This is a genomic window from Escherichia sp. MOD1-EC6842, from assembly GCF_002965705.1.
GTDB lineage: Bacteria > Pseudomonadota > Gammaproteobacteria > Enterobacterales > Enterobacteriaceae > Escherichia > Escherichia ruysiae.
Genome location: NZ_PTRF01000005.1, coordinates 175,170 through 199,933, shown reverse-complemented (window position 1 = coordinate 199,933; position 24,764 = coordinate 175,170). Strand labels below are relative to the sequence as shown.

Here is a 24,764-nt window from a genome sequence, read left to right as displayed (position 1 = left end):
ACGCCGCCGGATAAGGCGTTTAGGCCGCATCCGGCGGTTGTGCGCGGATGCCTGATGCGACGCTGGCGCGTCTTATCAGGCCTACGAGTTCGGTGCTCTGTGTAGGCCGGATAAGGCGTTCACGCCGCATCCGGCAGTTGTGCAGTACCGGACTTAACACCATGCACAATCTGTCCCCTCGCCCCTTCGGGGAGAGGGTTAGGGTGAGGGGGACAAACGGCGCAGCTCTTAACATCAGGCACGATCTATTCCCAGACTTTTAGAGCGTGGCTAAGGGGGAAACCATGACGACCGACCAACACCAGGAAATCCTCCGTACCGAAGGATTAAGTAAATTTTTCCCCGGCGTCAAAGCGTTAGACAGCGTCGACTTCAGCCTACGGCGCGGTGAAATTATGGCGCTGCTCGGTGAAAACGGAGCCGGTAAATCGACGCTGATCAAAGCACTTACCGGTGTCTACCACGCTGATCGCGGTACTATCTGGTTGGATGGTCAGACTATTTCACCAAAAAACACCGCCCACGCACAACAACTTGGCATCGGCACCGTCTATCAGGAAGTCAACCTGTTACCCAACATGTCGGTAGCCGACAATCTATTCATAGGCCGCGAACCCAGGCGTTTTGGCCTGCTACGCCGTAAAGAGATGGAAAAGCGCGCTACAGAACTGATGGCATCGTATGGCTTCTCCCTCGACGTGCGTGAACCGCTCAACCGTTTTTCGGTGGCGATGCAGCAAATCGTCGCCATTTGTCGGGCTATCGATCTCTCCGCCAAAGTGCTGATCCTTGATGAACCTACCGCCAGCCTCGACACTCAGGAAGTAGAGTTGCTGTTTGGCCTGATGCGCCAGTTGCGCGATCGCGGCGTCAGCCTGATCTTTGTTACGCACTTTCTCGATCAGGTTTATCAAGTCAGCGATCGGATCACCGTCTTACGCAACGGCAACTTCGTTGGCTGTCGGGAAACCCGCGAGCTACCGCAGATCGAACTGGTCAAAATGATGCTTGGGCGCGAACTCGACACCCACGCGCTACAACGTGCCGGGCGGACATTACTTAGCGACAAACCCGTTGCCGCGTTCAAAAATTACGGTAAAAAAGGCACGATCGCACCGTTTGATCTCGAAGTACGCCCCGGCGAGATCGTCGGTCTGGCAGGATTGCTGGGATCAGGGCGTACCGAAACCGCTGAAGTTATCTTCGGTATCAAACCCGCTGACAGCGGTACTGCGCTGATCAAAGGCCAACCACAAACCCTGCGATCGCCACATCAGGCTTCGGTACTGGGCATTGGTTTTTGTCCGGAAGACAGAAAAACCGATGGCATCATTGCCGCCGCCTCGGTGCGGGAAAATATCATCCTTGCCTTACAAGCCCAGCGCGGCTGGCTACGGCCGATCTCTCGCAAAGAACAGCAAGAGATTGCCGAACGTTTTATCCGCCAGCTTGGCATTCGCACACCTTCAACTGAACAACCGATAGAGTTTCTCTCTGGTGGCAATCAGCAAAAAGTGTTGCTCTCACGCTGGCTGCTGACTCGTCCGCAATTTCTGATCCTCGACGAGCCAACGCGCGGCATTGACGTTGGCGCCCATGCTGAGATCATCCGCCTGATTGAAACGCTGTGTGCCGATGGCCTGGCGCTGCTGGTGATCTCCTCAGAACTGGAAGAGCTGGTGGGCTATGCCGATCGGGTGATCATCATGCGCGATCGCAAACAGGTGGCGGAGATCCCACTGGCAGAGCTTTCCGTTCCGGCGATCATGAATGCCATTGCGGCGTAAGGAGAACAGTGTGATGCCTCAATCTCTCCCTGACACCGCGTCGTCGAAAAGGCGTTTTCGCTGGCCGACGGGAATGCCGCAACTGGCGGCGCTGTTGCTGGTGTTGCTGGTCGATAGTCTGGTCGCCCCACATTTCTGGCAGGTGGTACTTCAGGATGGGCGTTTGTTCGGTAGCCCCATCGACATTCTTAACCGTGCAGCACCCGTTGCGCTGTTGGCGATTGGCATGACGCTGGTGATCGCCACTGGCGGTATCGATCTTTCAGTAGGCGCGGTGATGGCTATCGCAGGAGCCACAACTGCCGCGATGACGGTGGCGGGATTCAGCCTGCCGATTGTTTTGTTAAGCGCCCTGGGCACCGGCATCCTGGCGGGATTGTGGAACGGCATACTGGTAGCGATCCTCAAAATTCAGCCGTTTGTCGCCACTCTGATCCTGATGGTCGCCGGGCGCGGCGTGGCGCAACTGATCACCTCCGGGCAGATCGTCACGTTTAACTCGCCGGATCTCTCGTGGTTCGGCAGTGGATCGCTGCTGTTCCTGCCAACTCCAGTCATTATCGCCGTGCTGACGCTTCTCCTGTTCTGGCTGTTGGCCCGCAAAACGGCGCTGGGGATGTTTATCGAAGCCGTTGGTATCAACATTCGGGCGGCAAAAAATGCCGGAGTAAACACGCGGATCATCGTCATGCTTACCTACGTGTTGAGCGGGCTGTGTGCGGCAATCGCGGGCATTATTGTGGCGGCGGATATTCGCGGTGCCGATGCCAACAACGCCGGATTATGGCTGGAACTGGACGCTATACTCGCGGTGGTGATCGGCGGTGGATCGCTGATGGGCGGGCGTTTTAACCTGCTGCTTTCGGTAGTGGGGGCGCTGATCATTCAGGGAATGAACACCGGGATTTTACTTTCGGGCTTTCCGCCAGAGATGAACCAGGTGGTGAAAGCGGTGGTGGTGCTTTGCGTACTGATTGTTCAGTCGCAACGCTTTATCAGTCTGATTAAAGGAGTGCGTAGCCGTGATAAAACGTAACTTGCCACTGATGATCACCATCGGCGTTTTTGTGCTGGGCTATCTCTACTGCTTGACGCAGTTTCCCGGTTTTGCTTCCACGCGAGTGATATGCAATATCCTGACCGATAACGCCTTTTTGGGGATTATTGCTGTCGGTATGACCTTTGTGATCCTCTCCGGCGGGATCGATCTTTCCGTCGGTTCGGTGATCGCTTTTACCGGCGTGTTTCTGGCAAAAGTGATTGGCGACTTTGGGATTTCACCACTATTGGCCTTCCCGCTGGTGCTGCTGATGGGGTGTGCATTCGGCGCATTTATGGGGCTTCTGATCGACGCGCTGAAGATCCCGGCATTCATTATTACCCTTGCGGGAATGTTCTTTTTGCGTGGCGTCAGCTATCTCGTTTCGGAAGAGTCGATCCCGATTAACCATCCGATTTACGACACACTCTCAAGCCTTGCGTGGAAAATTCCCGGCGGTGGGCGTTTAAGCGCGATGGGATTACTGATGCTGGCGGTCGTGGTTATCGGTATTTTCCTCGCGCATCGCACCCGCTTTGGTAATCAGGTGTATGCCATTGGCGGCAACGCGACGTCGGCAAACCTGATGGGGATTTCTACCCGCAGCACCACGATTCGCATTTATATGCTTTCCACCGGACTGGCAACGCTGGCGGGGATTGTCTTCTCGATTTACACCCAGGCCGGATACGCGCTGGCAGGCGTAGGTGTGGAACTGGACGCTATCGCGTCGGTGGTGATTGGCGGCACGTTGTTAAGTGGTGGGGTAGGGACGGTATTGGGGACGCTTTTTGGCGTGGCGATTCAGGGACTCATTCAGACTTACATAAACTTTGACGGTACGCTGAGTTCATGGTGGACGAAAATCGCCATCGGCATTTTGTTGTTTATTTTTATTGCCTTACAGCGTGGGCTAACGGTGCTGTGGGAGAATCGTCAGAGTTCACCAGTGACAAGAGTCAACATTGCGCAGCGATAAAAACGCCTCTCCGTGTGGAGAGGCGCAGGAGATTACGCGTCCGGGAACTCACGGATAAAGCGTTCGACATCTTCAACCATATGGTCATTGCCGACGAAGAACGAACGGCGCTGGTGCAGGGTTTCCGGGATGATATCCAGAATACGCTCTTTGCCATCGCTCGCTTTACCGCCCGCTTGTTCCGCCAGGAATGCCATCGGGTTGCACTCATACAGCAAACGCAGTTTGCCGTCCGGGTGGCTGGCGGTGCTTGGGTAGAGATAAATTCCACCTTTCAGCAGGTTACGGTGGAAATCCGCAACCAGTGAGCCGATATAACGTGAGGTATACGGGCGGTTGGTGGATTTATCTTCTTCCTGGCAGAATTTAATGTACTTCTTCACCCCGTTCGGAAACTTAATGTAGTTTCCTTCGTTGATGGAGTAGGTTTTGCCTTTCTCCGGGAAGCGCATCCGTTCCTGGCACAGACAGAAAACGCCGAGCGAAGGATCGTAAGTAAAGGCGTGAACACCGCATCCGGTGGTGTAAACCAGCATGGTAGAGGAGCCGTATACCACGTAACCTGCGGCAACCTGTTTGTTACCAGGCTGGAGGAAATCTTCTTCCGTTACCGGCGTACCGACAGGTGTAACGCGGCGGTAGATGGAGAAAATCGTACCGACAGAGACGTTAACATCGATGTTGGACGAGCCATCCAGTGGATCCATCAGCACAACGTATTTTGCGTGTTCACAGCCTTCAAAGACGACAATCTCATCTTCTTCTTCAGATGCAATGCCCGCAACGATATCGCGCGCTTTCAATGCGGCTTTCAGTTTTTCATTAGCGAACAGATCGAGTTTCTGCTGAACCTCGCCCTGCACGTTCTCAGCACCGCTGGCACCCAGGATATCAACCAGTCCTGCTTTGTTGATATCGCGATGGATAATCTTGGCGCCCAGTTTTATTGCCGACAGCAAAGCAGTGAGTTCACCGGTAGCATGAGAAAACTCGTGCTGCTTTTCGACAATAAATTCACCTAACGTTTTCATAAAACTTTCCCTGCAATGTTTATGGAGTAAAGCGACCGCAACAATCTTAACAAATAATCTGAATGTTGCGCTCAGGTGAATCGCGCCAGCAAATTACGGATTATCCTGAAATGCGTTTCTCACTTGCCCGACATATGCGTAAAATGAGCGGTAGATTAAAAAAGGATAATGACGTATGCGCATTCATATTTTAGGAATTTGTGGCACGTTTATGGGTGGTCTGGCGATTCTGGCACGCCAGTTAGGCCATGAAGTAACGGGTTCGGACGCCAATGTGTATCCGCCGATGAGCACCTTACTTGAGAAGCAAGGCATTGAGCTGATTCAGGGTTACGATGCCAGCCAACTCGATCCGCAGCCGGATCTGGTGATTATTGGTAATGCCATGACCCGTGGAAATCCGTGTGTGGAAGCGGTACTGGAAAAAAACATTCCGTATATGTCGGGGCCGCAGTGGTTGCACGATTTCGTGCTGCGCGACCGCTGGGTGCTGGCCGTTGCCGGTACACACGGCAAAACCACCACGGCGGGAATGGCGACCTGGATTCTGGAACAGTGCGGCTATAAACCGGGTTTTGTTATTGGCGGTGTGCCTGGAAACTTTGAGGTTTCGGCGCGTCTGGGCGAAAGCGACTTCTTTGTTATCGAAGCGGACGAGTATGACTGCGCCTTCTTCGACAAACGCTCCAAATTTGTCCATTACTGCCCGCGCACGCTGATCCTCAACAACCTTGAGTTCGATCATGCCGATATCTTTGACGACCTGAAAGCGATCCAGAAACAATTCCATCATCTGGTGCGTATTGTTCCTGGGCAGGGGCGTATTATCTGGCCGGAAAACGACATCAACCTGAAACAGACCATGGCGATGGGCTGCTGGAGCGATCAGGAACAGGTGGGCGAGCAGGGGCGCTGGCAGGCGAAAAAGCTGACCACCGATGCTTCCGAATGGGAAGTATTGCTGGACGGCGAAAAAGTGGGTGAGGTGAAATGGTCACTGGTTGGCGAACATAACATGCACAACGGCCTGATGGCGATTGCTGCGGCTCGCCATGTTGGTGTTGCGCCGGCAGATGCTGCTAATGCGCTGGGGTCGTTTATCAACGCTCGTCGTCGTCTGGAGTTACGCGGTGAAGCGAATGGCGTGACGGTGTATGACGATTTTGCCCATCATCCGACGGCGATTCTGGCAACGCTGGCGGCGCTGCGCGGTAAAGTCGGTGGTACGGCGCGTATTATTGCCGTGCTGGAACCGCGCTCAAACACCATGAAGATGGGCGTCTGCAAAGACGATTTGGCACCGTCATTAGGTCGTGCCGATGAAGTCTTCCTGCTGCAACCGGCGCATATTCCGTGGCAGGTAGCTGAAGTGGCAGAAGCCTGTATTCAGCCTGCGCACTGGAGTGGTGATGTCGATGCGTTGGCAGATATGGTGGTGAAAACCGCCCAGCCTGGCGACCATATTCTGGTGATGAGCAACGGCGGTTTTGGTGGGATTCATCAGAAACTGCTGGATGGTCTGGCGAAGAAGGCGGAAGCTGCGCAGTAATTCTGAAGCTTCAGCCTGGAGTAGCATTGCCGGATAAAGCGTTTACGCCGCATCCGGCAAACCATACTCATATCAACAACAAAACTTACCCTTCGTTCTCTGCCAGCTCGCGCAGATACTGGAAAATCTGGCGTGCAGATTTCGGCGGCTTATTCCCTTCTTTCTCTTTCTTCGCGTTGCGGATCAGAGTACGCAACTGCTGACGATCGGCATCAGGCCACAGATTCAATACATCAGCGATGGCATCATCACCGTGATCGATCAAACGATCGCGCAGGTTTTCCAGTTTATGGAACAGCACCACCTGCTGGTTGTGGCGGTTTTTTAGCTTATCCAGCGCCTGACGAATAGGCTCTACGTCGCGCTGGCGTAGCATTTTACCGATGAGCTGCAACTGGCGGCGGCGACCTTCCATTTTAATACGCTGGGCTAACTCGATAGCCGCACGCAGATCCGCATCTAACGGGATCTTATCCAGCGCGTTTTTCCCCAGATCAACAATTTCCGCGCCCAGGCGTTTTAGCTCCTCGGCATCACGTTTAATTTCACTTTTACTGACCCAGATAATTTCATCGTCTTCGTCTTCGATATCATCACCGGGAACGTCGTCGAGCCAGTCTTCGGGCTGCTTAGTCATGTCAGGCTCCTTAAAAAAAGAGGCTAATGTTACCAGTTAAGATGCGCACTGAAAAACGGTTCTCTGTTAGACTTCAGAGAAACTCTCTACATTATGGCACTTGCAATGAAAGTAATCTCTCAAGTTGAAGCGCAGCGCAAGATTCTGGAAGAAGCAGTTTCGACTGCGCTGGAGTTGGCCTCAGGCAAATCGGACGGTGCGGAAGTTGCCGTCAGCAAGACCACCGGCATTAGCGTAAGCACGCGCTATGGTGAAGTGGAGAATGTCGAATTCAATAGCGATGGCGCGCTGGGGATCACCGTTTATCACCAAAACCGCAAAGGTAGCGCATCATCCACCGATTTAAGCCCGCAGGCTATTGCCCGCACCGTACAGGCGGCGCTGGATATTGCCCGTTATACCTCGCCAGATCCTTACGCAGGCGTGGCAGATAAAGAGCTGCTGGCCTTTGACGCGCCGGATCTCGACTTGTTCCACCCTGCGGACGTTTCCCCGGATGAAGCCATTGAACTGGCGGCTCGTGCTGAACAGGCGGCATTGCAGGCGGACAAACGCATCACCAATACCGAAGGCGGCAGCTTTAACAGCCACTACGGCGTCAAAGTATTTGGCAACAGCCACGGTATGTTGCAGGGCTATTGTTCAACGCGTCATTCACTTTCCAGCTGTGTGATTGCCGAAGAAAATGGCGATATGGAACGTGATTACGCCTACACCATTGGCCGTGCGATGAGCGATCTACAAACGCCGGAGTGGGTTGGGGCAGACTGCGCTCGCCGCACTTTATCGCGCCTGTCGCCGCGTAAACTTTCCACCATGAAAGCGCCGGTGATTTTTGCCAATGAAGTCGCAACCGGATTGTTTGGTCATTTGGTTGGCGCAATTGCCGGTGGTGCTGTCTACCGTAAATCCACCTTCCTGCTCGACTCGCTGGGTAAACAAATTCTGCCGGACTGGCTGACCATTGAAGAACATCCGCATCTGCTGAAAGGGCTGGCATCTACTCCATTCGACAGCGAAGGGGTGCGTACCGAGCGTCGCGATATTATTAAAGATGGCATCCTGACTCAGTGGTTGCTGACCAGCTATTCCGCGCGCAAACTGGGGCTGAAAAGTACCGGTCATGCGGGCGGCATCCACAACTGGCGTATTGCCGGGCAAGGACTCAGCTTTGAGCAGATGCTCAAAGAAATGGGCACCGGCCTGGTGGTGACGGAACTGATGGGCCAGGGCGTGAGTGCAATTACCGGTGATTATTCCCGTGGTGCAGCGGGCTTCTGGGTAGAGAATGGCGAAATTCAATATCCGGTTAGCGAAATCACCATCGCAGGTAATTTGAAAGATATGTGGCGCAATATCGTCACTGTTGGTAACGATATTGAAACACGCAGTAATATACAGTGTGGTTCTGTGCTGTTGCCGGAGATGAAAATCGCCGGACAGTAAAAAACTGGCGCGACCTGCCGCGCTTAAACTAAAAAATTACACAAAATCATTCGCACTGCATCGAGACGGAAAGTGAATGAGAGCCGGGGAGCGTACTCGTAGTACGTGACTCGGGCGAATGAGCGTAGCCGTCGATGAGGTAGTGTGAAGGATGAAGTGTAAATAAAAAAGGAAGTGAGCAATGCGTAAAAGCCTGTTAGCTATTCTTGCAGTCTCCTCGTTGGTATTCAGTTCGGCGTCGTTTGCCGCTGAGCTGGAAGACAATATGGAAACCCTCAACGACAATTTAAAAGTGGTCGAAAAAGCCGATAACGCGGCGCAAGTCAAAGACGCGTTAACCAAAATGCGTGCTGCGGCGCTGGATGCGCAAAAAGCGACGCCACCGAAGCTGGAAGGCAAATCACCGGACAGCCCGGAGATGAAAGACTTCCGCCACGGTTTCGACATTCTGGTCGGTCAGATTGACGACGCGCTGAAGCTGGCTAATGAAGGTAAAGTCAAAGAAGCACAGGCCGCCGCAGAGCAACTGAAAACGACCCGCAACGCCTATCACCAGAAGTATCGTTAATTCCTTATTGGGCGGTGAAACGTTACCGCCCAACGCTTTCTTCTCCCTTCGTAAAATCACCGCAATATCTATCTTCACCACGGCATATTCCTGCGTGTCGTCCTCATTTTTGCGAGGCGTTTTCCAGAAATGAATGTAATGCATATGTAATGCTATAATGCATTACACTTTTCATAATTACCGGAGGCATAATGGCCACACTTAACGTCCGCCTGGATGACAAACTGAAAAATGAGGCTTATGCGGTGCTGGAAAAATTAAATATCACGCCTACTGAAGCAGTGCGGCTGCTGTTTCAGTACGTTGCGGAAAATGGACGAATGCCGGTAAAAACGCTCACTGTCAGTGATAGTGAAGAAGCCTTGTTACGCACTGTCAGGGAACGACTGGCCAACCCACAAGAGGCCATTAAGGTCCGACTGGATGAACTATGAGCTGGCTTTTGATCTGCGGGCGCTGAAAGAGTGGCAAAAACTGGGCGTGACAGTCCTGGAACAATTTAAAAAAAGCTTGAGGATGTGCTGAAAAGGCCGCGCAATCCATCGGCTAAACTGCGGGATTTACCGGACTGCTACAAAATTAAGCTGCACACACTGGGATATCGCCTGGTTTATCAGGTTAACGATAAAGAGTTGCTCGTGTTGGTGATAGCTATTGGTAAGAGAGAGAACTCAGCCGTTTATGAAGACGCGACTAAACGGCTGGATGAGTGATTAACGCAAATGATGCACCACCTGATTGCTGCTGCCGCGCCAGATCAAGGAAGGGTCTTTTAAATCCTGCACAAATTTGCCGTCGACCAGCACGTTAATCAAATCAACAACCTGCATTTGCGCAGCGTTGAGTTCGTCGAGTTTATAGCCTGTCCACACCCAGATGTCTTTACCCGGACACTCGGCGCGGATGCGTTGTACCAGTTTCAGAATATCCGGCACGTTTTGCGGATGCAGCGGATCGCCGCCGGAGAGGGAAATACCCTGGCGTTTGATACGAGTGTCATTCAGATCGTTAATGATCTGGTCTTCCATTGCTTTGGTAAATGGCTGACCGGAATTTACCCGCCAGGTGCTTTTGTTATAGCAACCGGGGCATTCATGAACACACCCGGAGACAAACAGAGTGCAGCGAGTGCCGGGGCCGTTGACGATGTCGACAGGATAGTACTGATGATAATTCATTTTCGCTTCTCAATTGACGCCATGACTGCTCTGGTGCGTACGGGGCGAAGTCCTCTGAGGCTTACGCATTTGCCACCTTGCGACGACACCAACTGGCTAGAGGCAACTCATTATGTCGGGAGTCAAGAAGGGGCACGGAACGGTCCCCTCTCCCTGAGGGAGAGGGTTAGGGTGAGGGGGGAAGGCTTAACCTATCTGCCCATTTCCCAAATGTTTAACGCGGCGCTTAACTTCTTCCTGCTTACCGGCGTTAAACGGACGCGCATCCGGGCTACCTAAATATCCGCACACGCGGCGAGTCACCGACACACGGGAGGTGTCATGGTTACCACATTTCGGGCAGGTGAAGCCTTTGCTGGTGCACTCAAACTCACCGGTAAAGCCACACTCGTAGCACTCATCAATTGGTGTATTGGTGCCGTAATACGGTACATGCTGATAGCTGTAATCCCAGACATCTTCCAGCGCCTTCAGGTTGTGCTGAATGTTTGGATACTCGCCGTAGCAAATGAAACCACCGTTAGCCAGCGGCGGGTAAGGTGCTTCAAAGTCGATCTTGTCGTACGGGTTCACCTTTTTCTCCACATCAAGGTGGAAACTATTGGTGTAGTAACCTTTATCGGTCACGCCCGGCACCACGCCAAACTCAGCGGTATCGAGACGGCAGAAGCGGTCGCACAGGTTTTCACTTGGCGTGCTGTAAAGGCTGAAACCGTAGCCAGTCTCTTCTTTCCACTGATCCACCGCCTGACGCAGACGTTCAACAATCGCAATACCTTTCGCGCGAAGCTGCTCGTTGTCATAAACATGCTCGCCGCCGAACAGCGCGTTAATGGTTTCGTGGATACCGATGTAACCCAGCGAAATAGACGCACGACCGTTTTTGAAGATTTCAGAAACATCATCGTCGGCATTCAGACGCACGCCACAAGCACCTTCCATATAGAGGATAGGAGCCACGCGCGCTTTCACGCCTTCGAGACGAGCGATACGGGTCATCAGCGCCTTACGTGCCAGCAGCAGACGTTCATCCAGCAACTTCCAGAAGGTGGCTTCATCGCCTTTCGCTTCCAGCGCAATACGTGGCAGGTTCAGGCTGATCACGCCGAGGTTGTTGCGACCATCGTGGATCTGCTCGCCGTTTTCGTTTTCCCATACGCCGAGGAAGCTGCGGCAACCCATCGGGGTTTTAAACGAACCGGTTACTTTCACTACCTGATCGTAGTTCAGGATATCCGGATACATGCGCTTGCTTGCGCACTCCAGCGCCAGCTGTTTGATGTCGTAGTTCGGATCGCCTTTTTTATGGTTCAGGCCATCGCGAATCGCAAACACCAGTTTCGGGAACACCGCAGTTTTACGGTTTTTACCGAGGCCAGCGATACGGTTACGCAGGATGGATTCCTGAATCAGGCGCGACTCCCAGCTAGTGCCCAGACCAAAGCCAAAGGTTACAAACGGTGTTTGACCGTTGGCGGTGTGCAGGGTATTTACTTCGTACTCCAGCGACTGGAAGGCGTCGTAGCACTCTTTAATGGTACGAGAGTTGGCGTAGCCTTCAGCATCCGGAATGCTCCACTCTTCCGCTGTTTTACGGTGCTTGTTGTAGCTGGCAGTGACGAACGGAGCCAGAACTTCGTCGATACGGTTAATGGTGGTGCCGCCATAAATATGGCTGGCGACCTGGGCGATAATCTGCGCAGTTACTGCGGTGGCAGTGGAGATCGACTTCGGTGGTTCGATCTCGGCGTTCCCCATCTTAAAGCCCTGAGTTAGCATACCTTTCAGGTCGATCAACATGCAGTTGAACATCGGGAAGAACGGCGAGTAATCGAGGTCGTGGTAGTGAATATCGCCACGCTCATGCGCCTGCACCACGTCACGCGGCAGCAGGTGCTGGCGTGCATAGTGTTTAGCAACAATACCGGCCAGCAGGTCGCGCTGGGTTGGAATTACCTTGCTGTCTTTGTTGGCGTTTTCATTGAGTAACGAAGAGTTGGTCTGCTCGACCAGGCCACGGATCTCCTGGTTCAGGCGACCGCGTTTTTCACGTTCGATGTCGCGATCGTGACGGTACTCGATGTAAGCACGAGCCAGTTGTTTGTACGGGCCTGACATCAGCTGGTTTTCAACTGCGGTCTGGATTTCGTTGATATCGACCTGGTTGCGGCCTTGCATTTGCTCGCTGACGACAGCGGCAACAGTGGCACAATAATCTGCATCATCGACTTCCGCTGCTTTAGCTGCACGCAGAATGGCTTCTTTGATGCGCTCTGATTTAAACGGCACTTTGCAGCCGTCTCGTTTCATCACATGCGGTGTCATGATCGCTCCATATTTTTAAGAACAGGTTATACACAGAAAGTTGGGAAGTGCGCCCCGCTTTATTTAGCTCTTTTTACGGGGAGTTACTGCAATCCCAATCCGCTTTATCCACAATTTTGTCGGCTTTGTTGGCGTGTGTCTTGGTGCAAGTATAGTCGACGGATACAACATATTGGGTTGAGAGGCATTTTAAAGTCTATATATAGTGCTTTGCATTAAGGATGTTTAAGGTTTTTTTGATTTAGCTCAAAGTAAAAAGCAGAGTGTACGGATGACGGGCGCTACAGCGATGTGTAAATTTTTTAATAATTTTCTGTTCAAAAAACCAACAAAAACAATGCGCTGACAGATAAGGCCCCGGAAATACTCGCTTTACCGGGGCCTGGAGAAGAATTATCTCTGCAACCACCAGACAGCCTCAAATGGCCGCAATGTCATGGCTCCCGGTTGAGAGGAGGCTTCTTCATAGTTATGCATTAACAGTTGCCAGTCGCCGCTGATTTGCGTTGGTTGCCAGGGCTGTACGTCACGGCTAAGGTTGGCAATCACCAATAAAGTTTGCCCCAGCCATTCGCGGCGATAGCACCACAATACAGGACTGTTTGGCAGGAGATCCTGGTAATTGCCCCATGTCAGAATGGGTTCTTGTTTACGCAACGTGATTAACTTCTGGTAGGTGTAAAACACTGAAGATTCATCGGCCAGCGCAGATTCTACGTTGATTTCGCGATAGTTATCACACAGACCAATCCACGGCTTGCCGGTAGTAAACCCTGCGTTATCGCCGTTGCTCCATTGCATTGGCGTGCGGCTGTTGTCACGGGATTTACTGGCGAGGATTGCCAATAGCTCTTCGGCGTCACGCCCATCGTTGCGCAGCTCGGCAAACATATTGAGGCTCTCCACGTCGCGATAGTCAGTAATGCGCGTGAAATGTGGGTTGGTCATACCAATCTCTTCGCCCTGGTAGATATACGGCGTTCCCTGCATACCATGCAGCACCATCGCCAGCATTTTTGCCGCAGGCACGCGGTATTCACCTTCATCACCAAAGCGAGAAACAATGCGCGGCTGATCGTGGTTACACCAGAACAAAGCATTCCACGCAACGTTGTGCATTCCCTGTTGCCAGTGGCGGAACAATGTTTTTAACGCCACAAAGTCAGGTTTAGCCAGCGTCCATTTTTCACCGCCGGGATAATCGACCTTCAGGTGATGAAAATTAAAGGTCATCGACAATTCACTGCCTGTCAGTGCCGCGTATCGCTGACAATGTTCAAGGCTGGTGGAGGACATTTCACCCACAGTCATTAATCCGCGTGGCGTAAAGACATCGCGGTTCATTTCGTGCAAAAACTCGTGTGCTCGTGGTCCGTCGGTGTAGAAGCGACGCCCGTCGCCATCCAGATCGTTGGGGAAGTTCTGGTCTTTGGAAATCAGATTCACCACATCCAGGCGCAGCCCGTCTACCCCGCGATCGGCCCAGAACTCACAGACTTTTTTCAGTTCTGTGCGTACTGCTGGGTTTTCCCAGTTGAGATCGGCCTGTTCTGGTGCAAACAGATGCAAGTAATACTGTTCGCTTTCTGCGTGCCAGCGCCAGGCATTGCCACCGAATTTAGAACGCCAGTTATTTGGTGGTATTCCTGGTTCGCCGTCACGCCAGATATAAAACTGACGATAAGGACTTTCTTTGTTCTGCGCCTCGCGAAACCAGGCGTGTTGGGTAGAAGTATGGTTAAACACCATATCAAGGATAATGCGAATACCGCGCGATTTCGCCTGCGCCACCAGTTCATCAAAGTCGTCCAGCGTACCGTAGGTGGGATCAATCGCCGTATAGTTCGCTACGTCGTATCCGTTATCGATCTGTGGGGAGACATAAAAAGGTGTCAACCAGATAGCATTAACGCCCAGTTTTTGTAGATAGTCGAGGCGCAGGGTGACTCCTCGCAGATCGCCGGTGCCGCTGCCCGTGGTGTCCTGAAAACTCTTTGGATAAATCTGGTAGATAACGCCGTTTTGCCACCAGTGGGGAAGATTAGTCATTACGTCATTCCTGCAAATGCGAGGGGGCGCAAGTGCGCCCCGAAGAAAATTAAACAATGTTCAGCGTGCCCAGGCGGTGTTTTCGCTGGTAGATAAACGAGGTGAGCACAATCGGGATGATGATGGCGATAGCCATTGCCAGCGCAAATACCTGCCAGTAGCTCGGCTGAATGGAGAGAATACCAGGCAGACCACCGACGCCGATGCCATTCGCCATAACGCCGTTCAGGCCGCAGAGCAATCCCGCCAGACCGGAACCAATCATCGCGCACAGCATCGGGAAGCGATATTTCAGGTTGATGCCGTACATTGCCGGCTCAGTAACCCCAAGATAAGCGGAGATCGCCGCTGGAACCGAAATTTCCCGCTCGTTCTGTTTACGGCTGGCGATAATAATTCCTACCACTGCCGACGCCTGAGCAATATTCGAAAGGGCAATCAGCGGCCAGACTGGCGTACCGCCCATGCTTTGAATCATCTGCATATCAATGGCAAGCGTGGTCTGGTGTACGCCGGTAATGACCAGCGGCGCATAGAGGAAGCCAAACAATGCCGCGCCAATAGGGGCAAAGCTGCCAGTCATCAGATGACGAACCGCAAAGGCAACGCCATCGCCAATCATGCGACCAAACGGACCAATCAGCGCATGGGCGAGGAACACCGCGAGGATCAGCGAGCAGACCGGTACAACCACCAGATAGAGATAATCCGGCACGATGCGCTTAAGGCGAGTTTCAATAAAGCCCAGCGCCAGCCCGGCTAACAGCGCCGGGATCACCTGCGCCTGATAGCCTACTTTCGCAATACTGAACATGCCAAAGTCCCACACTTCCGGCACCTGCTGCCCGAGTAGATAGGCGTTCATCAGTTGTGGAGAAACCAGCGTTACGCCAAGCACGATACCGAGGATCGGCGTGCCGCCCATCTTTTTCACCGCCGACCAGCAAATCCCGACCGGCAGATAGAAGAAGATCGCCTCACCGATCAACCACAGAAAATCGTAGATCGTTTGCAGGGAAGGGTACATTTGCGCCAATGTCTGACCGTTGCTCATGGGCAGATCGCCGATCACATTACGAAAACCGAGGATCAAACCGCCGCTAATCAGCGCGGGCAGTAACGGGAAGAAGATCTCTGCGAAATGGGAGATCAACTGCTCATGCCATTTCATATTCTGCCTGGCGGCTTTTTTCACCTGCTCTTTATCGACCTGCGCCTGTCCGGTGGTCGCTATCAGTGCTTGATAGTAATCGCCAACGTTGGTGCCAATCACCACCTGAAATTGTCCGGCATTGGTGAAACAGCCTTTCACCATGGGGAGTTGCTCAATTTCTTTCGGTCTGGCATTGGCCGGTTGGTTGAGGACAAAGCGCAGGCGAGTAATACAGTGGCTCACCGTCGCAATATTGCCGCGCCCACCGACCAGTTCAATCAACCGATCGATATCCGTTTGGTTCACTTTGCTCATCATAAGGCCCCGTGGCAGATGACATATTAGGTTGACGGCAGAATATAGTGGGAAGGAAAAATTAAAAATGGGAACGTTCCCGAAACACGGCAAAGATCACAATTTATCGTTCAGGAAACGATCAGGACAGGGTGGCTGGGATGATGATTTGTTGCGGTTCGCTACGCCCGGTTATCTGTTTGATTAACTGGCAGGCCGCCTGGCGCCCGGCTTCTGCGTAGCCTGGATCAACGGTGACGATCTCCGGATGGAGGAACTTCATCAACGGTGTATTACCAACGCTCGCCAGCTGTAAGGTATCGATGCGTTGCTCTTGCAGGTATTTACTTGCGCCAAGTGCCAGCGTGTCAGTTGCGCACAGCAACGCGGTGGTTTCAGGGGTAATGACTTTTGCTACATTATCGTAACCTTGCTTCATGGCGAGGCCAGGCAGAGCGGCGACGGGATGCAGTTTATGCGCTTTGCAGAACACCAGATAGGCTTCGTGACGTCGCTTACCGGTCGTCACGTCACTGTGCGGGACGCCGAGATAACTGATATTGCGATGCCCCTGGTCATACAGCCGTTGCATCAGGATTTTGATCGCCCCTTCGTCGTCATAACAGACTGAAGCAAAGCCCTTTGCGTCGCGTGCCAGCAGCACCAGCGATGACTGCCAGTGGGCTAACATCTCTTCGGTTATACCGGTAAAACCAAACAGCACTACGCCGTCGATATTACGACGTTTCAAAACGCCCAGATGTTCGGCAACTAATTGTGGTGAAAACTGGCTTTCCATCATGATGGGGTCGTAACCCTGTTCATAGAACGCCGGCAGCATGGTCTGAACCGCGAGATTTTCTGACAGCGAATCCAGACGTGTCACGATGATGGCGACCACTTTATCGCTTTGCCCACGCATGGCGCGCGCAGAGCGGGAAGGGGAAAATCCATGCTGATTCATCACTGCTTCAACACGTTCACGTGTGCGCTGGCTTACGCCGCTCTCGTTATTCAGCACCCGGGAAACAGTGGATTTTCCCACGCCGCTCAAGCGCGCGATGTCTTTGATGGTCAGCCGATTTTGCATCCTGTTATCCCGTAACGTGTTGTTTAATTATTAGAGACTAACTTTACCCGCGCATTCAGCAATGGGCAAAGTCTGGTTTATCGTTGGTTTAGTTGCCGACAGGTATTATATCGGCATAAATGCTACGAATATTATTGGATTCGCGGCGCTATTTATTCACTTACCGGAGGTTATATGGAACCTGATCCCACGCCTCTCCCTCGACGGAGATTAAAACTTTTCCGGTAAGCCCGTCTTTTCACGGCGTTACCGGATGCGTAAGGCCGTGACGTTTTAACGTCCCTGCTCATATTTATTACCTTCAGGTAAGGCTTCGCCACGCCTGAAGATATTTCTGCACTGTTCCAGACAGTGCGGAGGGACACCCTATGTTTAAAGAAATTTTTACCCGACTCATTCGCCATTTACCTTCCCGTCTGATCCGTCGCGATCCGCTACCGGGTGCGCAGCAGACAGCGAATGCACCAATCCCGCCTTCCTTAAGCGCGCATTGCCTGAAAATGGCGGTGATGCCCGAAGAAGAATTATGGAACACGTTCGACACCCACCCGGAAGGGTTGAATCAGGCGGAAGTGGAAGTTGCCCGTGAAAAACATGGCGAAAATAAATTACCTGCGCAACAACCATCGCCGTGGTGGGTACATTTGTGGGTCTGCTATCGCAACCCCTTTAATATTTTGCTCACGATCCTTGGCGGCATTTCTTACGCCACGGAAGATTTATTTGCCGCAGGCGTTATCGCGTTAATGGTGGCTATTTCCACGCTGCTGAACTTTATTCAGGAAGCGCGTTCCACCAAAGCGGCAGATGCCCTGAAAGCGATGGTCAGCAATACCGCGACGGTGCTGCGCGTTATTAACAGCAAAGGCGAAAATGGCTGGCTGGAGATCCCGATCGACCAGCTGGTGCCCGGCGATATTATTAAACTGGCGGCGGGGGATATGATCCCGGCAGATTTGCGTATCTTGCAGGCGCGGGATCTGTTCGTCGCTCAGGCGTCGTTAACCGGTGAGTCTCTGCCCGTAGAAAAAGCTGCAACCACTCGCCAGCCGGAGCACAGCAATCCGCTGGAGTGTGACACCCTGTGTTTTATGGGCACCACCGTGGTGAGCGGCACGGCACAAGCGATGGTGATTGCCACAGGTGCCAACACCTGGTTTGGTCAACTGGCGGGGCGTGTTAGTGAGCAGGAAAGTGAGCCGAATGCCTTTCAGCAAGGGATCAGCCGCGTCAGTATGCTGCTGATTCGCTTTATGCTGGTGATGGCACCGGTGGTGCTGTTGATCAACGGTTACACCAAAGGCGACTGGTGGGAAGCGGCGCTGTTTGCGCTTTCGGTAGCGGTGGGTTTAACGCCGGAAATGTTGCCGATGATTGTCACCTCAACGCTGGCGCGTGGCGCAGTAAAGCTGTCGAAACAGAAGGTGATCGTCAAACATCTGGATGCCATTCAGAACTTTGGCGCTATGGATATTCTGTGCACCGATAAAACCGGCACCCTGACGCAGGATAAAATTGTGCTGGAGAATCATACCGATATCTCCGGTAAAACCAGCGAACGCGTGCTGCATAGCGCGTGGTTGAACAGTCATTACCAGACTGGACTTAAAAACCTGCTTGATACAGCAGTGCTCGAAGGTACGGATGAAGAGTCGGCGCGTTCGCTGGCCAGCCGTTGGCAGAAAATTGATGAGATTCCGTTTGATTTTGAGCGTCGCCGGATGTCGGTGGTAGTGGCAGAAAATACCGAACATCATCAGCTGGTGTGCAAAGGCGCATTGCAGGAGATCCTTAATGTGTGTTCACAGGTGCGCCACAATGACGAGATTGTGCCGCTCGATGACACTATGCTGCGTAAGATTAAGCGGGTTACTGATACGCTGAATCGTCAGGGGCTGCGCGTGGTTGCGGTGGCGACGAAATATCTGCCCGCGCGTGAAGGAGATTACCAGCGGGCGGATGAATCCGACCTGATCCTCGAAGGATATATCGCTTTTCTTGATCCACCAAAAGAGACAACGGCTCCGGCACTGAAGGCATTAAAAGCGAGTGGAATTACCGTGAAAATCCTCACTGGTGACAGTGAATTAGTGGCGGCGAAAGTGTGCCATGAAGTGGGGCTGGACGCGGGAGCGGTGGTAATTGGTAGTGATATTGAAACGCTATCTGACGACGAACTGGCAAATCTCGCGCAGCGTACCACGCTGTTTGCTCGCCTGACGCCGATGCATAAGGAACGCATCGTAACGTTGCTAAAGCGCGAAGGGCATGTGGTTGGCTTTATGGGCGATGGTATTAATGATGCGCCCGCCTTACGCGCTGCGGATATCGGCATTTCTGTGGACGGCGCGGTAGATATTGCCCGTGAAGCGGCTGATATCATCCTGCTGGAAAAAAGCCTGATGGTGCTGGAAGAGGGGGTTATTGAAGGGCGCCGGACTTTCTCTAACATGCTGAAATACATCAAAATGACGGCGAGTTCTAACTTCGGTAATGTGTTCAGCGTGCTGGTGGCGAGTGCTTTCTTGCCCTTCCTGCCGATGCTGCCGTTACACTTACTGATCCAGAACCTGCTGTACGATGTGTCACAGGTGGCGATCCCGTTTGATAACGTTGATGACGAGCAAATTCAAAAGCCGCAGCGTTGGAATCCGGCGGATCTGGGGCGTTTTATGATCTTCTTCGGACCGATCAGTTCGATCTTCGATATTCTGACGTTTTGCCTGATGTGGTGGGTATTCCATGCCAACACGCCGGAAACGCAAACACTGTTCCAGTCGGGCTGGTTCGTGGTGGGATTACTGTCGCAAACGCTGATTGTGCATATGATCCGTACCCGTCGTGTACCGTTTATTCAGAGTCGTGCATCGTGGCCGTTAATGATCATGACCGTAATCGTGATGATTGTCGGGATCGCGTTGCCGTTTTCGCCGCTGGCCAGTTATCTGCAATTGCAGGCGCTACCGTTAAGTTACTTCCCGTGGCTGATTGCGATTCTGGCAGGGTATATGACGTTAACGCAGTTGGTGAAAGGGTTCTATAGCCGTCGTTATGGTTGGCAGTAAAGAATAAGCTGGGCATGGTGGCCCGGATTCAGATTGCAGATAAAGTGAGCTTTGTTCATGCCGGATGCGGCGTAAACGCCTTATCCAGCCTACAAATTCAATAAATTGCAGGAATCACCCAGGCCTGATAAGCGTAGCGCATCAGGCGATTTTGCTTTTGTCATCAGACTTAATCCGGGCACGATAGCCCGGATTTCCATCAAGATTAGCGACGAACAGCGATCGCTTCGATCTCAATCTTCACGTCTTTCGGCAGACGGGCAACTTCAACGCAAGAACGTGCCGGGAAGGTGGCGTTGTGTTCGGTGAAGAAGGCTTCGTAAGTGGCATTTACGGTTGCGAAGTCGTTCAGATCTTTCACAAACACGGTGGTTTTAACGATGTCGCCCACTTTCAGGCCAGCCGCTTCCACGATCGCTTTCACGTTATCCAAAGACTGACGCGCTTGTGCCGCGACGTCTGCCGGTACTTCGCCAGTTTTCGGGTTTACCGGGATCTGACCAGAGGTGATGATCATACTGCCCAGATCAACGCCCTGAACATAAGGTCCGATAGCTGCCGGTGCATTTTCCGTCGCGATAGTTTTGCTCATGATTTCTCCTTTATTACAGCGGTAAAAAGTCTGGCTCATTATAGGGAGCCAGACTTTTATTACCAACCGCAATTAATTGGCCAGCACCACATTATGGGAAAACTCTTTTTCACAGTATTTACATTTGAGCGCGATGTCATTGGCGCGTTTTCGCACTGCAAAGCTGGAAGAAACCGGTTCGGCATGGCTGATACAGTTGCTGTTCGGGCAAACCAGCACATTGTCGATGCGCTCCGGCAGGCTGGGGCGCGATTTACCAACCACTTCATAGTTGTCGATACGATTTACCGTGGCTTGCGGTGCGTACAGCGCCAGTTGGTCTACCTGATCTTCACTCAAAAAGGTATTTTCGATCTTGATCAGATCCTTGCGCCCCATCTCGCCAGAAGGCAGGTTCAGACCGATGGTGATACGCTGATCCGTTTCGGTCAGCTTGAACAGACTCAATAGCTTAAAACCGATCTGGGCGGGGATATGGTCAATTACCGTGCCGCGTTTAATAGCTTCAACCTGCAATTTATTATCGTGTGTCATCTCAATTTCCCCTTACAGTACCAGATCGCGATTCAGAACCAGTGCCAGTAACGCCTGGCGAGCGAAAATCCCATTGCCTGCTTGCTGGAAGTACCAGGCGTGCGGCGTTTTATCGACATCCGTCGCAATTTCATCAATACGCGGCAGCGGATGCAGCACTTTCATATTGGCTTTGGCGTTGTGAAGATCGCTGGCGCGCAGGACAAACTGCGCTTTTACGTTGGCGTATTCGGACGGGTCCAGGCGCTCTTTTTGCACGCGGGTCATATACAAAATGTCCACTTCCGCCATCACTTCTTCAATGGAACTATGCAGGCTCCAGGCGATACCTTTTTCATCAAGCATGTCCAGAATGTACTGCGGCATTGCCAGCGCATCCGGGGCGATGAAGTAGAAACGGTTGCCGTCGAATTTCGCCAGCGCCTGGGTCAGGGAGTGAACGGTGCGACCATATTTCAGGTCGCCGACCATTGCGACACGAAGATTGTCCAGACGTCCCTGGGTTTCCTGAATGGTGAACAGATCCAGCAAGGTTTGCGTCGGATGTTGGTTGGAACCATCACCGGCGTTCAGCACCGGCACATTGCCGGAAAACTCGGTTGCCAGGCGCGCCGCACCTTCCTGCGGATGGCGCATCACAATTGCATCGACGTAAGTGCTGATAACCGAGATGGTATCAGCCAGCGTTTCACCTTTTTTTCCCAGTGAGGTGTTTGCGCTGTCAGAGAATCCCACCACGCTGGCACCCAGGCGGTGCATCGAGGTTTCGAAAGAGAGGCGGGTGCGGGTTGATGCTTCGAAGAAGCAACTGGCAATCACTTTATGTTTCAACAACTCTGGTTGCGGGTTTGCTTTCAGTTTCGCCGCTGTCGCCAGCACCAGATTAAGGTCATCGCGACTAAGGTCATTTATGGAAATGATGTGTTTTTGATATAGCGGATTAGCCATGTTTATCTCCTGACGCCTGGGCAAAAAAAAGCCCCTCGATTGAGGGGCTGGGAATGGGTGATCAACGGGAAGAAAAACGGCAGGCCAGCGTCTTTTTTCAGACGCGGTAAGACAAAATGTCGAACACACTGAACCATACATCCTCCCGGCAAATTGTCCGGCATTATACTCAGCCAGAAAGTGGGATCAAGCGATTAATGCAAGAAACTTCCAAGGTAAACGATTGTTGTGAATTTATATGCTTCAAATTTGAATTTATAACGAAATGAATTTAGGGGGGGAATGTGGGGGGAAAATATGCGCTGGCGCAATCAGGCGGCAAAAAATGCTGGTATGGCAGTAAGGAATTACGTATAACAAGAGAAATGAAACGATGTTTTAATTGAGGGAATGAAAAAATGATCATCGGAAATATTCATAATCTCCAGCAATGGTTGCCGGAAGAATTACGTCAGGCGATTGAGTATATTAAAGCGCACGTTACGGCAGAAACGCCAAAAGGTAAGCACGACATCGAAGGCAACCGTCTGTTTTATCTTATCTCTGAAGATATGACTGAGCCTTATGAAGCACGCCGCGCCGAGTACCATGCCCGCTATCTCGATATTCAGATTGTGCTAAAAGGGCAGGAAGGCATGACCTTCAGCACACAACCTGCGGGCACGCCGGATACCGATTGGTTAGCCGATAAAGACATCGCCTTTTTGCCAGAAGGTGTTGAGGAGAAAACAGTTATCCTCAATGAAGGCGACTTTGTCGTGTTCTATCCGGGTGAAGTACACAAGCCACTGTGCGCAGTGGGCGAGCCAGCCCAGGTTCGCAAAGCGGTTGTGAAAATGCTGATGGCGTAAGTGGATTATGCCGGAGGCGACGTTACGCCGCCTCCGGTACTGGCGTTATTGGGCGAGCGTCGCAACCATTACCGCTTTGATGGTATGCATGCGGTTTTCCGCCTGATCAAAAACAATACTGGCGGCAGATTCAAAGACCTCATCCGTCACTTCCATCCCACCGTGCAGGCCAAACTCTTCTGCCATCTTTTTACCTAGCGTCGTTTGGTCGTCATGAAACGCGGGCAGGCAGTGCAGGAATTTGACGTCTGGATTACCGGTTAACTGCATCATTTTGCTATTCACCTGATAATCACGCAGTAATGCAATACGTTCTGCCCATTTCTCTTTCGCTTCCCCCATCGACACCCACACATCGGTGTAAATAAAGTCGGCACCTTTAACGCCTGCTGCGATATCTTCTGTCAGCGTTATATTCCCGCCATTTTGCTGTGCCAGGGCGCGGCATTCCGTAACCAGCGAAGCTTCCGGCCAGCACGCTTGTGGCGCTACCAGGCGTAAATCCAGACCGGTCAACGCCGCAGCTTCCAGCATTGAGTTACCCATGTTGTTGCGTGCATCTCCGGCATAAACCAGCGTCATCTCATTGAACGCTTTACCTGGTAAATGCTCCTGCATGGTCAGCAAATCCGCCAGAAGCTGTGTAGGATGAAACTCATTAGTCAGGCCGTTCCATACCGGCACACCTGCATATTCCGCCAGCGTTTCGACAATCTCCTGACCATAGCCGCGATACTGAATACCGTCATACATGCGACCAAGCACGCGGGCGGTATCTTTAATCGACTCTTTATGGCCAATCTGGCTGCCGCTGGGGCCGAGATAAGTGACGCGAGCACCCTGGTCATATGCGGCAACTTCGAAAGAGCATCGGGTACGGGTCGAGTCTTTTTCGAAGATGAGCGCGATATTTTTACCTGTGAGTCTGGCTTCTTCTTTGCCGTTTTTCTTATCGGCTTTCAGCTTCGCAGCTAACTGCAGCAGGCTGTTGAGTTCAGCTGGCGTGAAATCGAGTAATTTCAGGAAATGTTTATGATAAAACCCGGACATAGATCCCTCCTGTGGCTAACGCCGTAATGAATTAAAATTCAATTTATATGGATGATTATTCATTTGCAAGCCTAAAACATAAATCTTTGTCACAAAGGTGGAGGCAATGTCAGTGGTGTGTGACAATAAGAGTATCGGCAGGACATTAAGAGGAATGAGCCATGGCAAACCCGGAACAACTGGAAGAACAGCGTGAAGAAACGCGTTTGATTATTGAAGAATTACTGGAAGATGGCAGCGATCCGGACGCGCTGTACACCATCGAACATCACCTTTCCGCAGACGATCTGGAAACCCTGGAAAAAGCAGCGGTTGAAGCGTTTAAACTCGGTTACGAAGTGACCGATCCGGAAGAGTTGGAAGTGGAAGATGGCGATATCGTAATTTGCTGTGACATCCTCAGCGAATGCGCGTTGAATGCCGATCTGATCGACGCCCAGGTTGAGCAATTGATGAACCTGGCAGAGAAATTCGACGTTGAATACGACGGTTGGGGTACTTACTTTGAAGATCCTAACGGCGAAGATGGCGACGATGAAGATTATGTCGACGAAGACGATGACGGTGTTCGTCACTAATTAATTGATTAAAATGCCCGC

Annotated in this window: 22 protein-coding genes and 2 pseudogenes; 12 read left to right on the top strand and 12 right to left on the bottom strand. The window is 52.1% G+C overall.

Annotated features, from left to right (window positions below; genetic code table 11):
• Positions 1–284: 284 nt before the first annotated feature.
• From ytfR to yjfF, 3 genes are read left to right on the top strand one after another with little or no spacing between them, the layout of a single operon-like run.
• Positions 285–1,787 (top strand): galactofuranose ABC transporter, ATP-binding protein YtfR, encoded by a 1,503-nt coding sequence (gene ytfR, locus A7Z29_RS08335; RefSeq protein ID WP_000205844.1) that lies wholly within the window; start codon positions 285–287, stop codon positions 1,785–1,787.
• A 13-nt stretch (positions 1,788–1,800) separates the two neighbouring features.
• Complete coding sequence (gene ytfT, locus A7Z29_RS08330; RefSeq protein ID WP_032226398.1) at positions 1,801–2,823, top strand: galactofuranose ABC transporter, ATP-binding protein YtfT; 1,023 nt, start codon at positions 1,801–1,803, stop codon at positions 2,821–2,823.
• On the top strand, positions 2,810–3,805 hold the full coding sequence (yjfF, locus tag A7Z29_RS08325) for a galactofuranose ABC transporter, permease protein YjfF (protein WP_000596004.1): 996 nt from the start codon (positions 2,810–2,812) through the stop codon (positions 3,803–3,805). The genes ytfT and yjfF overlap by 14 nt, the downstream gene beginning before the upstream one ends.
• Before the next feature lie 32 nt (positions 3,806–3,837).
• On the opposite strand, the gene fbp is transcribed toward yjfF, so the two are convergent.
• The gene (gene fbp / locus A7Z29_RS08320; RefSeq protein WP_000853753.1) at positions 3,838–4,836 is read right to left on the bottom strand and encodes a class 1 fructose-bisphosphatase; all 999 of its coding nucleotides are present in this window, start codon (positions 4,834–4,836) and stop codon (positions 3,838–3,840) included.
• 175 nt (positions 4,837–5,011) lie between these two features.
• On the opposite strand from fbp, the gene mpl reads away from it, so the two are divergent.
• Positions 5,012–6,385, top strand: coding sequence for a UDP-N-acetylmuramate:L-alanyl-gamma-D-glutamyl-meso-diaminopimelate ligase (mpl, locus tag A7Z29_RS08315; protein ID WP_001219777.1), 1,374 nt, complete (start codon positions 5,012–5,014; stop codon positions 6,383–6,385).
• A gap of 85 nt (positions 6,386–6,470) precedes the next feature.
• Here the strand turns inward: mpl and yjgA are convergent, their stop codons facing one another.
• Positions 6,471–7,022, bottom strand: coding sequence for a ribosome biogenesis factor YjgA (yjgA, locus tag A7Z29_RS08310; RefSeq protein WP_000166265.1), 552 nt, complete (start codon positions 7,020–7,022; stop codon positions 6,471–6,473).
• A gap of 93 nt (positions 7,023–7,115) precedes the next feature.
• Here yjgA and pmbA point away from each other — a divergent pair, with 93 nt between their 5' ends.
• From pmbA to A7Z29_RS08285, 4 genes and pseudogenes are all read left to right on the top strand, one after another.
• Positions 7,116–8,468, top strand: coding sequence for a metalloprotease PmbA (pmbA, locus tag A7Z29_RS08305; RefSeq protein WP_001162186.1), 1,353 nt, complete (start codon positions 7,116–7,118; stop codon positions 8,466–8,468).
• 181 nt (positions 8,469–8,649) lie between these two features.
• Positions 8,650–9,036 carry a cytochrome b562 gene (cybC, locus tag A7Z29_RS08300; protein WP_001232258.1) on the top strand — a complete coding sequence of 129 codons (387 nt, stop codon included), beginning with the start codon at positions 8,650–8,652 and terminating at the stop codon, positions 9,034–9,036.
• A gap of 191 nt (positions 9,037–9,227) precedes the next feature.
• Positions 9,228–9,470 carry a type II toxin-antitoxin system RelB/DinJ family antitoxin gene (locus tag A7Z29_RS08290; RefSeq protein WP_000212715.1) on the top strand — a complete coding sequence of 81 codons (243 nt, stop codon included), beginning with the start codon at positions 9,228–9,230 and terminating at the stop codon, positions 9,468–9,470.
• Positions 9,460–9,749 (top strand): annotated as a pseudogene (locus A7Z29_RS08285) (type II toxin-antitoxin system RelE family toxin). The gene A7Z29_RS08290 and the pseudogene A7Z29_RS08285 overlap by 11 nt, the downstream one beginning before the upstream one ends.
• On the opposite strand, the gene nrdG reads toward A7Z29_RS08285, so the two are convergent.
• The 5 genes and pseudogenes from nrdG to treR form a co-directional block, all read right to left on the bottom strand.
• A complete protein-coding gene (nrdG, locus tag A7Z29_RS08280) occupies positions 9,750–10,214 on the bottom strand; it encodes an anaerobic ribonucleoside-triphosphate reductase-activating protein (RefSeq protein WP_001106233.1) in 465 nt (154 codons plus the stop codon).
• Positions 10,215–10,400: 186 nt separating this feature from the next.
• Complete coding sequence (gene nrdD, locus A7Z29_RS08275; protein ID WP_000187801.1) at positions 10,401–12,539, bottom strand: anaerobic ribonucleoside-triphosphate reductase; 2,139 nt, start codon at positions 12,537–12,539, stop codon at positions 10,401–10,403.
• 393 nt (positions 12,540–12,932) lie between these two features.
• Positions 12,933–14,588, bottom strand: a complete 1,656-nt coding sequence (treC, locus tag A7Z29_RS08270; protein WP_000183360.1) for an alpha,alpha-phosphotrehalase — start codon at positions 14,586–14,588, stop codon at positions 12,933–12,935.
• Between the two features lie 49 nt (positions 14,589–14,637).
• Positions 14,638–16,059, bottom strand: a complete 1,422-nt coding sequence (gene treB / locus A7Z29_RS08265; protein WP_077699190.1) for a PTS trehalose transporter subunit IIBC — start codon at positions 16,057–16,059, stop codon at positions 14,638–14,640.
• Between the two features lie 118 nt (positions 16,060–16,177).
• Positions 16,178–17,128: pseudogene (gene treR / locus A7Z29_RS08260) on the bottom strand (trehalose operon repressor TreR); the annotation flags it as partial.
• 171 nt (positions 17,129–17,299) lie between these two features.
• Between treR and mgtL the strand changes: the two are divergent.
• Both mgtL and mgtA read left to right on the top strand, forming a co-directional pair.
• Positions 17,300–17,353, top strand: coding sequence for a mgtA regulatory leader peptide MgtL (mgtL, locus tag A7Z29_RS08255; RefSeq protein WP_001387276.1), 54 nt, complete (start codon positions 17,300–17,302; stop codon positions 17,351–17,353).
• Positions 17,354–17,493: 140 nt separating this feature from the next.
• Positions 17,494–20,190, top strand: coding sequence for a magnesium-translocating P-type ATPase (mgtA, locus tag A7Z29_RS08250; RefSeq protein ID WP_105279311.1), 2,697 nt, complete (start codon positions 17,494–17,496; stop codon positions 20,188–20,190).
• Positions 20,191–20,395: 205 nt separating this feature from the next.
• Here mgtA and A7Z29_RS08245 read toward each other — a convergent pair whose 3' ends face one another.
• From A7Z29_RS08245 to pyrL, 4 genes are all read right to left on the bottom strand, one after another.
• Positions 20,396–20,782 (bottom strand): enamine/imine deaminase, encoded by a 387-nt coding sequence (locus A7Z29_RS08245; protein ID WP_000047542.1) that lies wholly within the window; start codon positions 20,780–20,782, stop codon positions 20,396–20,398.
• A gap of 72 nt (positions 20,783–20,854) precedes the next feature.
• Positions 20,855–21,316 (bottom strand): aspartate carbamoyltransferase regulatory subunit, encoded by a 462-nt coding sequence (pyrI, locus tag A7Z29_RS08240; protein WP_000148581.1) that lies wholly within the window; start codon positions 21,314–21,316, stop codon positions 20,855–20,857.
• Between the two features lie 12 nt (positions 21,317–21,328).
• The gene (pyrB, locus tag A7Z29_RS08235) at positions 21,329–22,264 is read right to left on the bottom strand and encodes an aspartate carbamoyltransferase (protein ID WP_000013052.1); all 936 of its coding nucleotides are present in this window, start codon (positions 22,262–22,264) and stop codon (positions 21,329–21,331) included.
• Positions 22,265–22,266: 2 nt separating this feature from the next.
• Positions 22,267–22,401 carry a pyr operon leader peptide gene (pyrL, locus tag A7Z29_RS08230; protein WP_001296693.1) on the bottom strand — a complete coding sequence of 45 codons (135 nt, stop codon included), beginning with the start codon at positions 22,399–22,401 and terminating at the stop codon, positions 22,267–22,269.
• A gap of 261 nt (positions 22,402–22,662) precedes the next feature.
• On the opposite strand from pyrL, the gene tabA reads away from it, so the two are divergent.
• Positions 22,663–23,115: a toxin-antitoxin biofilm protein TabA gene (tabA, locus tag A7Z29_RS08225; RefSeq protein WP_000583474.1), complete on the top strand. Its 453-nt coding sequence runs from the start codon at positions 22,663–22,665 to the stop codon at positions 23,113–23,115.
• 45 nt (positions 23,116–23,160) lie between these two features.
• On the opposite strand, the gene argF is transcribed toward tabA, so the two are convergent.
• Complete coding sequence (argF, locus tag A7Z29_RS08220; protein ID WP_085461232.1) at positions 23,161–24,165, bottom strand: ornithine carbamoyltransferase; 1,005 nt, start codon at positions 24,163–24,165, stop codon at positions 23,161–23,163.
• Between the two features lie 161 nt (positions 24,166–24,326).
• Here argF and rraB point away from each other — a divergent pair, with 161 nt between their 5' ends.
• Complete coding sequence (rraB, locus tag A7Z29_RS08215; protein ID WP_000002947.1) at positions 24,327–24,743, top strand: ribonuclease E inhibitor RraB; 417 nt, start codon at positions 24,327–24,329, stop codon at positions 24,741–24,743.
• Positions 24,744–24,764 lie beyond the last annotated feature (21 nt).